Origin of the sequence: Amycolatopsis sp. WGS_07 (genome assembly GCF_045278895.1) — a bacterium.
In the GTDB taxonomy this organism is placed as follows: Bacteria; Actinomycetota; Actinomycetes; order Mycobacteriales; family Pseudonocardiaceae; genus Amycolatopsis.
On sequence record NZ_CP136053.1, the window covers coordinates 2215634 to 2230287 of the forward strand.

The window sequence follows — 14654 nt, forward strand, 5'->3', positions numbered from 1 at the left end:
TTTCCAGTGATACTCAGCTCAGCGTATCACTGGAAACATCGATGGAAGCAATATCCGGTTATCAGCGCTAACCCGCGGCGCGTTCCTCCCGAACCGCCTCGATCGCCTCGGCCCGGTTCAGCCGCGAGGTCTCGGCCACGAGCGCCTCGTAGCGTTCAGTGCCCAGCTCCCGGGTCAGGTTCTCGATCAGCCCCCGCACCTCCGGGCTCCCGAGGTCGAACCGCCCGCGCACCACCGCGCTCAGCGCCAGCATCCGCGCGGACGACTCCAGCCGGCCCTGCGCGTACCGGATCCGCGCCAGCAGCTCCACCACTCCGGCCAGGTCCGGCATGTCGAAGCGCCCGGCCGTCTGCTCGATCACCGCGAACACGGCCGGTTCCGCCTCGTCCGGGCGGCCTTCGGCGAGCAGCAGACTGCCTTCGATCGCGCCGAGCCACTCCATCTCGAAGCCGTCGGGCATCGACCACGCCGCCCCGGCCGATTTCATTTCCCGGAACGTCTCGCGCGCCTCGGCCAGATTGCCCTCGCGGATCAGCAGCTCAGCGCGGCCGAGCAGGACGATCAGCCGCAGCCCGTTGTTGCCGCCGGAAGCCGCGTAGCGTTCCGCGGCTTCCATGTCCCGCCACGCGCCCTCCTGATCGCCGGCGCGGGACCGTTCCACCGCCAGCCGCCACCACTGCTGCACGATGTCGTCGCGGGACCGCAGCTCCATCACCAGCCGCAAGCCCTCGGTGTACCCCGCGATCGCTGCTTCGTGGTCGCCGGACTGCGATTGCGCCGCGGCCCGGAACCCGTGCGTCATGCCGAGGCCCCAGCGGTCGCCGACCTCGGCGAAGCCCTCGTGCGCGAGGTCTCGCGCCCGGTCCGCGCCTTCGAGGTCGCCGGTGTCGCCGAGGACGAAGCTTTCCGCCCAGCGCCCGGCGGCGCGGCCCCAGACGTCGTCCCGTTCGACGGCCCGGCGGATCTCGCGCTTCGCCAGGTCCCGCTCGCCGTTGAGGTAAGCCACTATCGGCAACCCCACCCACAGCCACGGATTCCGTTCTGCCGCACCGGTCCGCACGCATTCCTCGACCAGCGCGGGCACGTCGACCTTTTCGTGCGGACCGGCCATGGCCCGCATCAGCACCTGGATCAGCCGCAGGCTCGCCGACACATCCGGCGGCAGCGCCTCGCCCAGTTCGAGCACCTCGTCCACGAACTGCACGGCCCGCTCGTTCTGGCCGACGATGTTGAGATACCAGAACAGCCCGAACAGCAGCCGGGCCGCCAATTCCGCCGAACCCGACTCGATCGCCGCCCGCAGCGCGGAGGTGAAATTGTCGCTGTCGTGCTCGTAGACGTCGATCGCCTGGAGCTGATCCCGCCCGCGCAGCAACGGTTCGTTGCGGGTGGCCAGTTCCGTGTAGTACGCGACCATCGCCGTCCGCATCCGCTCCCGCTCGCCGGATTCGGCGAGCCGCTCGGTCGCGTAGGCACGCAGGGTTTCCAGCAGCCGATACCGCGTGCCCACTACGTCCACAATGGACTTTTCGACCAGCGAACCCAGCACGTACACGATGTCGGCCGCGGGCAGTTCGTCGTCCGCGCAGACGTTTTCCACCGCCTCCTCGGAAAAACTCGCCGCGAACACCGCGAGCCTGCGCGCGAGCCGGACCTCCGCGTCGCTCAGCAGATCCCAGCTCCACTCCACCACGGCGCGCAGCGTGCGCTGCCGGGGCAACGCCGTCCGGCTGCCGGAGGTGAGCAGCCGGAACCGGTCGTCGAGGCGTTCGGCGATCTGTTCGGCGGTCATCGACCGCAACCGCGCGGCGGCCAGTTCGAGCGCGAGCGGCATTCCGTCGAGCCGGCGGCAGATCTGCCGCACCGCGTCCACTGTGGACTCATCGAGCCGGAAGCCCGGCCGGACCGCCATCGCCCGGTCGAGGAACAACCGGACGGAATCGAGCGTGCCGACGTCCGCGGGCGGCGCGGCTTCGTCCGGCACTGGCAGCGGACCGAGCGGGCACAACGCTTCGCCGGTGATCGCCAGCGGTTCCCGGCTCGTGGCGAGCACCCGCAGCGCTGGCAGCCGCCGCAGCAGATTCTCGGCCAGCTCCGCGGCGGTGTCCACGAGGTGCTCGCAGTTGTCCAGCACCAGCAACGCTTCCGCGCCGCCGAGCGCTTCCACCGCGTGCTCGAACGGATCAACCTGCCACCGCCGCGCGTCCGTCTCCGCGGTACGGAGATCGCGGACCTCCAACGCGTTGAGCAGCGCGGACAACACGTCCTCGGCGTCTCGCACACCAGCCAGCGGCACGAACCACACCAGGCCGCGCGAGTGTGCGGGATGGCGCGAAGCCGCTTCCGTCGCGAGCCGCGTCTTACCCGCGCCACCCGGACCGACGAGAGTGACCAGCCGAGCCCCTTCGAGCAGCTCAGCCAGCAGTTTCAGCTCGTCGGTGCGGCCGATGAAGCTGGTCAGCCGTTGCGGCAGCCGGTCCGCCACCGCGGCGACCGGCGTGTACTCGCCGCGCAGCGCACGCAGATGCACTTCCTGCAGCTCAGCCGACGGGTCCACGCCCAGTTCGTCGGCCAGCGTCGTGCGGATCGCGGAGTACGCGGCGAGTGCGTCCGCCTGCCGTCCGGCCGCGGAAAGCGCACGGATTCGCAGGCCAGCCAACCGTTCCCGCAGCGGATGGGCTTGCGCCGCCGCGGTGAGTTCCGCGAGCACGTCCGCGTGCCGTCCCAGCCGCAACTCGGCCTCGAACCAGTCCTCAGTGGTCTCCGTGCGCCGCTCTTCCAGCAGCGTCGCGGGCGCGGCGGCGAACGGCGCGTCGAGCACGTCCGCGAGCGCCGCTCCGCGCCACAACGCGAGCGCGGCGGAGAGCGCTTCGGCGGCGGTACCGTCCCGGCCAGCGGCAAGCTCCCGGCGGCCCTCCGCGGACAGCTGCTCGAACTGGTGGATATCCACCGCCTCCGGCGGCACCGCGAGCCGGTAACCGCCGTTGACGGACTCCAGTTCGACCTCCGCGGGCCGCAGCGCGCGACGCAGCCGCGAGACGAGCGACTGGAGCGCGTTGGCGGCGTCGGCCGGCGGCTCAGCGCCCCACAGCCCGTCGATCAGCACCTCGGCGGGGACCGCGCGACCAGCGTCGAGTGCGAGCCGGGAAAGGAGCATGCGAAGGCGGGCTCCGCCGATGTCGATCGGCGTGCCGTCCTCCCCTTCCGCTCGCAGCGGACCCAGTAGCGCGAGGCGCATACGGTCCAGCTTTCCAGACGAAGGCCCGGCTGTGTCGGGGCCCGACGGAAGTGTGGACTTTCGGGACATTCTGCCGCGTACCGGTTACTGCGCGGCTTCCCGGCGCTACGTTGCGGAGGATTCACCCGCAGACACAGGAGCGCCCATGACACTGCACCGCTGGCGTCGCCCGGCAGTGACCGTCGCAGCCACCCTCACCGCATTGACGCTCGGCACGGGAATCGCGTCGGCCGGACAGAACGGCTGGGACCAGCCGAAGCCCGGTTCGGACGGCGCCGGAGACAGCTACTACCCCCAGGACGGCAACGGCGGGTACGAGGTCTCCGACTATGACCTCAAGGTCAATTACACACCGAACACCCGCCAGCTCATCGGCCTCCAGACGGTCCACGCGAAGGCGACCCAGTCGCTCAGCTCGTTCGACCTCGACCTGCGCGGACTCACCGTCGACTCGGTCAAGGTCAACGGCGTGCCCGCGAAGTTCGCCCGCACCGGCGACCACGAACTCGTGATCACGCCCAAGTCGCCGCTGTGGAAGGACCTGCCGTTCACCACCGAGGTCGCCTACCACGGCGTCCCGGTCGCGATCAACGACCCGAACCTCGGCAAGAACGGCTGGCAGTTCACCAAATCCGGCGGCGCGTTCGCGGCCGGCGAGCCCAAGTCGGCCACCACCTGGTACCCGGTCAACGACACCCCGCGCAACAAGGCCAAGTTCCGGCTGTCGATCACCGTCCCGAACGAATGGGGCGTCATCGCCAACGGCCGCGAGGTCGGGAAGTACCGGTCGCGGACCGGCACCACGCACGTGTGGGCGGAGGAGACCCCGACCGCGCCGTACATGACCACGGTCGCGATCGACAAGTGGAGCTTCAACAAGCGTCAGCGCGCGGACGGCACCCCGATCGTCAGCGCATACGCCCCGGGCACCACGGACGCCACGAAGCAGGCCGACGCGCAACTGCCGGAGGTCATCGACTTCCTCGAATCGAAGTTCGGCAAGTACCCGGTGGACGCCGCGGGCGGCATCTACCTGACTGAGCCGATCGGGTTCTCGCTCGAGACGATGAGCCGGCCGATCTACTCCGGCCGCGCGGGCAACATCGACACGATCGTGCACGAGAACGCACACCAGTGGTGGGGCGACACGGTCGCTGTCGACCACTGGAAGGACGTGTGCCTCAACGAATGCTTCGCGTCCTACGCGACCTGGCTGTGGGCGCAGAAGAACGGCGAGGACCTCGACGCCACCTACCTCAACGAGGTCGCGCAAGCCAGTGACCAGTTCTGGGCGGGCAAGCTGTACGACATGGGGCCCGGCCACGAGTTCACCTACGTGTACTCCAAGGGCCCGGTCATGCTGCACGCGCTCAGCAAGTACATGGGACAGGCCGCGTTCGACCAGGTGCTGAAGACCTGGAACTCCGTGCACCACGACGGAAACGCCAGCATGCAGGAGTTCCAGCAGTACTGTGAGAAGGTGTCCAATATGGACCTGCAGGGCTTCTTCGACGCGTGGATCTACGGCAACGGCAAGCCGTCTGATGAGTTCCTTTACCCGGGCGACCTGAAGCCGGCCGCCGGATGACGGTGCTGCTGACGGGGTTCGCGCCGTTCGATGGCGCGGCGACGAACCCCTCCTGGCAGGCAGCTTCGCTGGCAGCGGCGCGGCGGACGGACACGGTGGCGGTAGAGCTGCCGTGCGAGTTCGACGCGTCGCTGCCGGCGCTGCGGGCCGCGATTTCCGCACACCGTCCGGAGCTGGTCGTGTGCGCCGGGCTGGCCGGCGGACGCGACCAGGTCACGCCGGAACGGGTCGCGATCAACCTGATCGACGCCCGGATCCCAGACAACGCCGGCGCGCAGCCGGTCGACGTACCGGTGGTTCCGGGCGGGCCGTCCGCGTACTTCACGACGCTACCGGTGAAAGCGACGGTGGCGGCGATAGAGGCGGCCGGGCTGCCCGCTGCCGTTTCGTACACCGCCGGGACGTATGTCTGCAATCAGGTCTTCTACGGCCTGCTGCACCTGATCGCCACGGAGTTTCCCGGGCTGCGCGGCGGTTTCGTGCACGTGCCGGAGGAGTCCCGGCTGCCGCTCGAGTCGACCGCGCGGGCGCTGGAGATCGTGGTGGAGACCGCCCTGACCGTGCACGAGGACGTGACCACCTCGGCCGGCACCCTGCACTGAGCTTTTATTCGCCAGGCTGGACGGTCTGCTCGAAGAACTGGACCAAATCCCGCGGCTTGCGGCTCGTGTGCGACGGGCTGGTGTCCATCACCGTGCCGACCACCGGGATGCCGTCGGCCTGGTAGATCAGCAGCCCCAGCTTCGGCCCGACCCCCGCGACGTAACGCCCGCTCAGCCCGGTCCGGGTGCGCCAGGTGTCGGTCTCGACGCGACCGGTCATGTCTTTGCGCGCCCCCGGCTCGACCTGGGCGAGAGTGAGCCCCTCGTGGAACGCGACAGTGGTCTTGTCCGGGAACCGGCACAGCGCGGTTCGTTGTGCGCCTAGGGCTTTCGCTAGCTCTGGATCGTCCGAACAGGTAGCGCGGGTCTGAATGGTCGGCCCGGCCAGCCGTCGGATGCACTTGGTGAGACCGTTTTCGCCGGGCAGCGCCGGTTTCGAGCCGACACAAGCGTCCTGGCTCGCTACCGGCGGGCTCTTTTCCTCGCCCCGGCTGGCCACCACGGCGATCACGATCCCAGCGACGACCAGCACGGCCAGTGCGATCGCGCCAATGACGACCGGCTTACGAGACTTCTTCCTAGGCGGCTGCGGCCATACCGCTGGCGACATCGGGGCAGGCGGCCGCTGAACCGGCGGCCAGGGCGGTACCGCCTTTGGCGCAACCGGCACGTGATGCAACCCGAACGCGACCGCCGTCTCCGGCTGGTCTTCAGTAGTCGGCACCACACCAAGCGTCGAGCCCACCAGCGACGCCAGCAACGGCATCCGGCTAGGCCCACCAACCAGATACACCCCGCCAAGCCGATCCGGCGTAAGCCCGGCCCGAGCGATCGTCGCCGCGAGCATTTCGGCACTGCGCAGCAGATTCGGCCGCACCAACGCTTCCAACTCGGCGCGAGTCACGAGAACGTCGCCGAACGGATCCGGCATCGGCACCTCGGTGTGCGCGTGCCGGGAAAGACTCTCCTTGGCGTCGCGGACGTCCTGAAGCAAGACCCGCTGCAACCGTCGATCACTGGTCGTCTGCGGACGCAGAAGCCGCTGCCACTGCGCCGGATCCGCATGCGACACCGACCGTCCAATATGGACCAACAAGGCCTGGTCAATGTCCAAACTGCCGAGATCCGGCAACCCGTCCTCAGCCAACACCTGAGTCCCGGCCCCGACCACCGCACAGTCAAACGTGCCCGCCCCGAGGTCGTAAACCGCGATCGGCCCGCTAGGCGCCCCGCGCTCGCGCAGAGTCGCGTAATGCGCGGCCGCCGCGACCGGCTCCGGGATCAGCCGCACCTGCCCGAACCCGGCCTTCCCCGCCGCCGCCCGGAGCGTCTGCTGCCGCTGCGCACCCCACCCAGCCGGATGCGACAACCGCACCTCCCCGGGAACGCCGGACAGCTGCCGCTCCGCCTCCTCGCCCATCCGCCGCAACACCGCGGCGAACGCGTCGACGACCGGCACCGTCCGATCCCCGAGCAGCAGTTCCCCGTCGTCAATCCGCCGCTTGGGATTCGGCTCGAACCGACTGGGATCGAGCCGAGCCCGCCGCTCCGCATCCTGCCCGACAACGAGCCGCCCGTCGTCCTCCGCGTACACCGCGGAAGACATGGTGACCGACCCGTCAACCTCAATCGCCCGAGGTCCCCGCCCAAAGGCCGCCAAGACGCCAACCGTGCTGGAAGTACCGAAGTCGATCGACAGGACGTCCACGCAGTTCCCCTCCCCAAGGCCCCATCGCATCGTCTCACGGGAGTGGGTGACAGATATAAGTGAAACTGACTTGCCAACTCAAGTGCCACCAAGGCACACTTAAGCAAGCCACCAGCTGTGAAGCGGAGAGACCATGACGCAGACCACCACCGCACGAGAGTCGCTGTTCGCAACACCGCGAGCACAGCAGGAAGCTCACGCCGCCGCGGAACTGATCGCCGAAGCAGACGGCCACGTCACTCTCGACGGCGTCGAACTGGGCGGCGAGATCCGCGAACTGCTCCGCCAGATCATCGCCATCATCGCCGAAGGAGGAACGGTGACCGTCGGCGCGATGCCGGAGGTCATCACCACGACAGTGGCCGCGGAGCTGCTCGGAATCTCCAGGACCACGCTGATGAAGCACGTCCGCGCGGGCGACCTGCCGAGCACCCGAACCGGCAGCCACACCAAACTCCGCCGGGACGACGTCCTCGCCTTCCGCCGGGAACGGCTGCGCAAGCAACGAGACGCACTGAACGCATTGCTCGCGATCGAAGACGAACTCGGCATCGAATAGTCAGAATCGAACAGGAGGGGCGACGGCGCGGACTTTCCGCCCTCGTATGGTTGTGCGATGCCCACTCGCGTGCTTCCCGATGCCAATGTTCTGCATGCCAGAACACTCCGAGACTGGCTGCTTCTGCTCAAGGACACGGGAAACGCGAGCATGTTCCGCGTCTTCTACACCGAAGACATTCTTGCCGAGACCATCCAGAGCATCCGCAGGCGCAATCCCGGACTTACCGGAACCGAGATCACCAAGATCCGCGACGCGATCGCCGGGACAATGGACGGCCGAATCGACGACTACCCGTCCGCGCAGGACGCTGTCGTGCTGACCGATCCGTTCGACCGGCACATCCACGCGGCCGCAGTCGCCGGATCAATGGATTGCGTCGTCAGCTTCGATCGCGGGTTCACCGACCTCCCGACAGCAGTACGGGACACGCTCGATTACGAGATCTACACCCCGGATGAATTCCTCTTGCTCGTGGACGATTCGTCGCCGAGCCTGATCCGCGCGACACTGCGCAGGCAAATCCACCACTTCTCCAGTCTCGGCCGCGCCCACTTGGATTTCGCTGGCGCGCTGAGGAAATCCGACTGCCCTGCCTTCGCCGAACGAATCACCGAACGCTGCCGCGAGATCGCCCTCGATCAGTAGCCGCCTACCCAGCGAAAGCCGCCGCCGGAAAAGGTGTCTCCCGATCCTCCAACAGCCGCGTACGGAAGTCGTTCATCTCCACCGCCACCGCAGCATGCCGTGCCACCAGTTCCGCGATCGGCGAGGGCAACTCCAGCTCCCCAGCAGCCGCCCGTCGTACCGCGGCTATTCGGCTGTCGCGGTCCCACGTCCCGCATACCTCGGTCACCAGCCAGTTCACCAAATACATCGACCCATAAGCCCGGTCATGCTCCGCATTCAGCTCGGCGAACGCCAACTCCGCCTCAGTCAGATCGAACCGGCGCGCGAATGCCAGGCCGAAATCGGTCAATACAAACCGATCGCCATCGGTCAAGAAGTTCTCGAAGTGGTTGTCGAAGTGCAGAACCCCTTGTGCCCGAAGGAAATCGAGCGTTGAGGCGATCTCCGACGCGACACGTCCTGCCTGTTCCAAATGATCAGGCAGCCACCGGTGCAGATTGGTCGGAAAGTACTCGCAAAACAGCACCACACTCGCCGACGCGTCCCGTAGTTCCGTGAGACGCTGGCGGACCGCGGCTGAACCGCCCCAGTACTCGACGTCCTCCTCCAGCGGACGGTCCGGCTCTCGACCCGACGGGACCGGCAGGATTCGCCAATGGTGCAGCAGCGGGAAGTTCTCACACTCGCCGCTGAGCACCCAGCCGTTCGCCATCACATGGAGCGCCAGCTCACGCCACGCCGAACCCTCCGGCGAACCAAGGCCGTAATGGCAAAAGGCAGGCAGGCCATACAGATTCGCGGTCGAATGCGGATGCCGCCGCTCCAACTCGGTGAGGGGCACGCGCTTCGCGAATACCGGAACCCCGTCGACGTCCAAGCGGGCACCGGTGCCGCCGATTCCCTGGGACAGCACCTCGGCGGACTCCAGCCGCTCGGTGAGCTGACGGTCGCTCAGCAGGGAAAGCGCCGTGCTCGCCGCGGTGTGCCGCGAAACCCTAGAAGACCCCATACTCCGACAATAGAGAAAAGGGCGGCCCCCGCGTGGGGAGCCGCCCTTTTCGCCGTTAGATCACTCGTTCTCGGACTCGCCGTTTTCGGCGGCTCCGATGCTCACCGGCGGAGCGTCGGGAACCGAAGACGGACGCTTCTCCCCACGGAAGGTGAAGTGCGCCTCGTCGTCGCGGTCCTCGGGGTTGCCGCTCCAGCCTTCGACGTCGACCACGATGATCTGGCCGGCTTCGACCTCGCCGAACAGGATCTTCTCCGAGAGCTGGTCCTCGATCTCGCGCTGGATCGTGCGGCGCAGCGGACGGGCGCCGAGGACCGGGTCGAAGCCGCGCTTGGCCAGCAGCGCCTTCGCCTTCTCGGTCAGCTCGATCTCCATGTCCTTGGCCTTGAGCTGCGTCTCGACCCGGCCGATCATCAAATCCACCATCTCGATGATCTGTTCCTGGTTGAGCTGGTGGAACACGATGATGTCGTCGATCCGGTTCAGGAACTCCGGGCGGAAATGCTTCTTCATTTCCTCGTTGACCTTCTGCTTCATCTTCTCGTAGCGGTTCGTCGAATCCGCTCCCGACGAGAAGCCCAGGCTCACGGACTTCGAGATGTCCGAGGTCCCCAGGTTCGAGGTGAAGATCAGCACCGTGTTCTTGAAATCGACCGTCCGGCCCTGCCCGTCGGTCAGCCGGCCGTCCTCGAGCACCTGCAGGAGGGTGTTGTAGATCTCCTGGTGCGCCTTCTCGATCTCGTCGAACAGCACCACCGAGAACGGCTTGCGCCGCACCTTCTCGGTCAGCTGCCCGCCCTCCTCGTAGCCGACATAGCCCGGAGGCGCCCCGAACAGCCGGGAGGCGGTGTAGCGGTCGTGGAACTCGCCCATGTCGATCTGGATCAGCGCGTCGTCCTCGCCGAACAGGAACGACGCCAGCGCCTTCGACAGCTCCGTCTTACCCACACCGGAGGGGCCGGCGAAGATGAACGACCCGGACGGGCGCTTCGGGTCCTTCAGCCCGGCGCGCGTGCGGCGGATCGCCTGGGAGACGGCCTTGACCGCGTCCTCCTGGCCGATGATGCGCTTGTGGAGTTCGTCCTCCATGCGCAGCAGCCGGGTGGTCTCCTCCTCGGTCAGCTTGAACACCGGGATGCCGGTCCAGTTCGCCAGCACCTCCGCGATCTGCTCGTCGTCGACCTCGGCGACGACGTCGAGGTCGCCGTCCTTCCACTGCTTCTCCCGCTCGCCCTTCTGGCCCAGCAGCTGCTTCTCCTCGTCGCGCAGCCGCGCGGCCCGCTCGAAGTCCTGCGCGTCGATCGCGGACTCCTTGTCCCGGCGCACGTCGGCGATCTTCTCGTCGAACTCGCGCAGGTCCGGCGGCGCGGTCATCCGGCGGATCCGCATCCGCGCCCCGGCCTCGTCGATCAAATCGATCGCCTTGTCCGGCAGGAACCGGTCGTTGATGTAGCGATCCGCCAGCGTCGCGGCCGCGACCAGCGCCGAATCGGTGATCGAGACCCGGTGGTGCGCCTCGTACCGGTCCCGCAGGCCCTTGAGGATCTCGATCGTGTGCTCCAGCGACGGCTCGCCCACCTGGATCGGCTGGAACCGCCGCTCCAAAGCCGCGTCCTTCTCGATGTACTTGCGGTACTCCTCCAGCGTCGTCGCGCCGATCGTCTGCAGCTCCCCGCGGGCCAGCATCGGCTTCAGGATCGACGCCGCGTCGATCGCGCCCTCCGCCGCGCCCGCCCCGACCAGCGTGTGCAGCTCGTCGATGAACAGGATGATGTCCCCGCGGGTCTTGATCTCCTTGAGCACCTTCTTCAAGCGCTCTTCGAAATCGCCGCGGTAGCGCGACCCGGCGACCAGGGAGCCGAGGTCGAGGGTGTAGAGCTGCTTGTCCTTGAGCGTCTCGGGCACCTCGCCCTTCACGATGCTCTGCGCCAGCCCCTCGACGACGGCGGTCTTGCCGACGCCCGGCTCGCCGATCAGCACCGGGTTGTTCTTCGTCCGGCGCGACAGCACCTGCATGACCCGCTCGATCTCCTTGCCGCGCCCGATCACCGGGTCCAGCTTGCCCTCGCGGGCGAGCACGGTCATGTTGCGGCCGAACTGGTCGAGCACCAGCGACGACGACGGCGTGCCCTCGCCGCGGCCGGAGCCGCTCTCGGTGGACTTCTCGCCGGTCTGGTAGCCCGACAGCAGCTGCAGCACCTGCTGGCGCACGCGGTTCAGGTCCGCGCCCAGCTTCACCAGCACCTGCGCGGCCACGCCCTCGCCCTCGCGGATCAGGCCCAGCAGGATGTGCTCCGTGCCGATGTAGTTGTGGCCCAGCTGCAGCGCCTCCCGCAGCGACAGCTCCAGCACCTTCTTCGCCCGCGGCGTGAACGGGATGTGCCCGCTCGGAGCCTGCTGACCCTGGCCGATGATCTCCTCGACCTGCTGGCGCACGCCCTCGAGGGCGATGCCCAGCGACTCCAGCGCCTTGGCGGCGACACCCTCACCCTCGTGGATCAACCCCAAAAGGATGTGCTCGGTGCCGATGTAGTTGTGGTTGAGCATCCGGGCCTCTTCCTGGGCCAGGACGACCACCCGCCTCGCGCGGTCGGTGAACCTCTCAAACATGCGCACTCCCTCGACTGCTGCGTCGGCGGCCCGTAACCTCCGTGGATCGCGTCCACGGCGGACAGCACCGTGAGACCACTCTAGTAGCCAAGCGGTCGCGCTTGCGTACCACTACGGCAACCGGGCGGCCCGTTCGCACCCGGACGGCGACCCGGTCGGTCACCGTTCATCATCCGGTTGCGCTGCACCTTTACTCCCTCTCGAACGTACGGGACCGGATCAGGATTCCGCCCGGGCACCCCTGTCCGCTCAGCGCGAACACCCCCGCGCGACCGGGTGGTCTCACCCTGTGGCCACCCGATTGGCGCAATCGCGCTCCGTATGTAAGGTTAGGCACGCCTAATTACGACGGCGAGTGGGGAGGACAGGGGGTGGACCGGTGAACCCGCAGCGCTCGCGCGACGACACCCGCGAGATCGGCGACGGTCTCGCGTCCTCCCTGCTGCGCGCCAGCACCCGGTACGACCTGCGCCGCGACGTCCCCGAGGACTGGCTTCGCTGCGCTGACCTGCTGGAACGGCCCGCGCTGTTCGTCGAATGGCGGTCCCGGCTGACCGAATGGCTAGTCCAGCAGCACGGCGTGGCGCCGGAGCGGACCGCGGCCAGCTACGTGATGTCCTGGTACCTGTACGTCCCCGCGTACATGGGCGCGCTGCTGCTGCATCACGAGCGCCGAGTGCCGTGCCTGAAGCCGGAGCAGCTCGCGTTCGGCCTTGGCCCCGATCGGCCGCATCCCGAGGGCATGGCCGTGCTCAGCGACGCCTTCTACTGCCTGCCCACCGACCCGGGCAGCGTCCGCCCTGAGGCGACCGTCGTGGCCGACGAGCGAGCGCTGGCCGCAGTGCTGCGCGCGCAGTTCGTCGGCCACGCTGCCCGCTTCGTCCGCGCGTACGCCCCAACCACCCGCCTCGGCCGCCGCATGCTCTGGGCAGCCGCCACCGACGCGCTGGACGGCGCGCTGTGGCGAGTGGGCAAGCAAGGCGGGACGGCCGAGGCCGAAGGCGCTGGCGTCGCGGACGCGGCATTGGTCCTCGACGCGCAGTACCGCCCACTGACCTCGGCGTCCACCTTGCGCATGACGGTCAACGACGACGGCCACCGGGTTTGGGAGCGACGTCGGGAGAGCTGTTGCTTCTCCTATCTCCTGCCCGGCGAAGCGGAGTGCGAAAGCTGTCCGCGAATCTGCCGCCGTTGATCTCCATCGAGTGAAATTTCAGGCGTACGGATCGCGGCCCGTCGCGCCCAGCGCCCGATGCAGCACCGGCGCGGTTTCCGGCACCGCGACCTCCGGGCCGAAGACACCGCCGGCGCGGGCCTGCTCGCCCATCCCGGCCGCGAAGGCGAGAACCACTTCGGCGGCTTCGTCCGAGCAGTTCAGCTCGACGCCGCTCGCCCGCGTCAGGTCCCAGGCGTGCACGACCAATTCGCCGAGCACCATGTCCCCGACGACCGAGGCGGGCAGTTCCGATCCGCCGAAAGTGACGGTTCCGGTCCACGCCTCTGGCGGGGTGAGCGCGGCGACCACATCGTCGGTCAATTCCTCAAGCGCCTTCGGCCAGTCGTCGCCGACAAGCGAGGCCTCGGCTTCGCTCGGCGCGGGCGGTTCGTAGGACTCCTGCCGAATTGCGGCAGCGAGCCATGGGCCCCAGTACAAAAGGTGATTGAGGAGACCGCGAACGTCGTAGTCGGCACAGGCGGTCGGCGCGGTTAACGACGGGGCGGCGGCCGCGACGCGCCGCAGTTCGGCGGCGGCCGGGGCGAGCAGTCCGGAGTGATTCGACATGCGCCCGAGCCAACCACGGAAGGCGGCCGCCGTCTTGAAATTACGCGACGCAGTACCGTTTCGGACATGCGGCGGATCCCGAGCGGCATCCTGAACGAGCCGGTGGCGCGCACCAAGTTCACGCTGACCCGGCATCCGCCCGCCCCGGAACTGCGCGATTTCGTGGAACACCACTGGGTGCTCCGCTGGAACCTCACCGAATCCCACGAACAGCACGTGCTGCCGAATCTGTCGGTGCACGTGACGTTCTTCCCGGGCGCCTGCGGGGTTTACGGTCCAGCGCACGAACTTTTCACGCATCGGCTCAGCGGACGCGTGCACGGGATCGGGGCCAGGATCCGGCCCGGCTGTTTTCGCCCGTTCCTCGACGCCCCGGTGCGCACCCTCGCCGATCGCGCCGAGGACGTAACCAAGATCTTCGGGCCGGCCGCCGCGGTCGCCGAAAAATCCGTCCGCAATGCGGAAACGGACGAGGAAATGATCACTGCAATCGACAACTTGCTGATCGCACGTGCTCGTCCCATTCCGCACGCGAGCAGGGTGGCCGCGGAGGCGGTGGAAACAATCGCCGCGGATCCCGGCATCACCAAGGTGGCGGAACTGGCGGCGGCACTCGGGCTGTCGATCCGGGCGGTGCAGCGGTTGTTCGCCGAGCACGTCGGGACAACGCCGAAGTGGGCGATCCGGATTTATCGGCTCAACGAGGCCGCCCGGTTACTCGGCGCACCGGACGCGCCGGATTACGCGGAACTGGCGACCCGGCTGGGCTATAGCGACCAACCTCACTTCATCCGCGATTTCCGCGCAGTGACCGGAGCCCCGCCCGCGGAGTACGCCCGCTCGGCTCGCCGGCTGATGTCGTGCACTCCGGACGGCGCAAAGACTGGAATCTAATACGAACGCCAAACGGCCGCCGGGAATGTTCCC

Annotated in this window: 11 protein-coding genes; 6 read left to right on the forward strand and 5 right to left on the reverse strand. The window is 68.0% G+C overall.

Annotated elements, in window-relative coordinates; genetic code table 11:
• Window positions 1-67: 67 nt before the first annotated feature.
• Complete coding sequence (locus tag RPX00_RS10275; protein WP_406639296.1) at window positions 68-3238, reverse strand: BTAD domain-containing putative transcriptional regulator; 3171 nt, start codon at window positions 3236-3238, stop codon at window positions 68-70.
• A gap of 145 nt (window positions 3239-3383) precedes the next feature.
• Here RPX00_RS10275 and RPX00_RS10280 point away from each other — a divergent pair, with 145 nt between their 5' ends.
• Together RPX00_RS10280 and pcp are read left to right on the forward strand one after the other, a co-directional pair.
• Window positions 3384-4826 (forward strand): M1 family metallopeptidase, encoded by a 1443-nt coding sequence (locus RPX00_RS10280; RefSeq protein WP_406639297.1) that lies wholly within the window; start codon window positions 3384-3386, stop codon window positions 4824-4826.
• Complete coding sequence (gene pcp / locus RPX00_RS10285) at window positions 4823-5428, forward strand: pyroglutamyl-peptidase I (RefSeq protein WP_406639298.1); 606 nt, start codon at window positions 4823-4825, stop codon at window positions 5426-5428. The genes RPX00_RS10280 and pcp overlap by 4 nt, the downstream gene beginning before the upstream one ends.
• Before the next feature lie 4 nt (window positions 5429-5432).
• On the opposite strand, the gene RPX00_RS10290 is transcribed toward pcp, so the two are convergent.
• A complete protein-coding gene (locus tag RPX00_RS10290) occupies window positions 5433-7136 on the reverse strand; it encodes an Hsp70 family protein (RefSeq protein WP_406639299.1) in 1704 nt (567 codons plus the stop codon).
• A 133-nt stretch (window positions 7137-7269) separates the two neighbouring features.
• On the opposite strand from RPX00_RS10290, the gene RPX00_RS10295 reads away from it, so the two are divergent.
• Window positions 7270-7695: a helix-turn-helix domain-containing protein gene (locus RPX00_RS10295; protein WP_406639300.1), complete on the forward strand. Its 426-nt coding sequence runs from the start codon at window positions 7270-7272 to the stop codon at window positions 7693-7695.
• 57 nt (window positions 7696-7752) lie between these two features.
• Window positions 7753-8343, forward strand: coding sequence for a PIN domain-containing protein (locus tag RPX00_RS10300; protein WP_406639301.1), 591 nt, complete (start codon window positions 7753-7755; stop codon window positions 8341-8343).
• Window positions 8344-8347: 4 nt separating this feature from the next.
• Here RPX00_RS10300 and RPX00_RS10305 read toward each other — a convergent pair whose 3' ends face one another.
• Window positions 8348-9202 (reverse strand): hypothetical protein, encoded by an 855-nt coding sequence (locus RPX00_RS10305; protein ID WP_406639302.1) that lies wholly within the window; start codon window positions 9200-9202, stop codon window positions 8348-8350.
• 192 nt (window positions 9203-9394) lie between these two features.
• Entirely contained in the window at window positions 9395-11944 is a 2550-nt protein-coding gene (locus RPX00_RS10310) for an ATP-dependent Clp protease ATP-binding subunit (RefSeq protein ID WP_406639303.1), read from the reverse strand.
• 379 nt (window positions 11945-12323) lie between these two features.
• Between RPX00_RS10310 and RPX00_RS10315 the strand changes: the two genes are divergently transcribed.
• Window positions 12324-13139 (forward strand): (2Fe-2S)-binding protein, encoded by an 816-nt coding sequence (locus tag RPX00_RS10315; protein WP_406639304.1) that lies wholly within the window; start codon window positions 12324-12326, stop codon window positions 13137-13139.
• 18 nt (window positions 13140-13157) lie between these two features.
• Here RPX00_RS10315 and RPX00_RS10320 read toward each other — a convergent pair whose 3' ends face one another.
• A complete protein-coding gene (locus RPX00_RS10320; RefSeq protein ID WP_406639305.1) occupies window positions 13158-13727 on the reverse strand; it encodes a TIGR03086 family metal-binding protein in 570 nt (189 codons plus the stop codon).
• Between the two features lie 66 nt (window positions 13728-13793).
• Between RPX00_RS10320 and RPX00_RS10325 the strand changes: the two genes are divergently transcribed.
• On the forward strand, window positions 13794-14621 hold the full coding sequence (locus RPX00_RS10325) for a DUF6597 domain-containing transcriptional factor (protein ID WP_406639306.1): 828 nt from the start codon (window positions 13794-13796) through the stop codon (window positions 14619-14621).
• The last annotated feature ends 33 nt before the right edge of the window (window positions 14622-14654 follow it).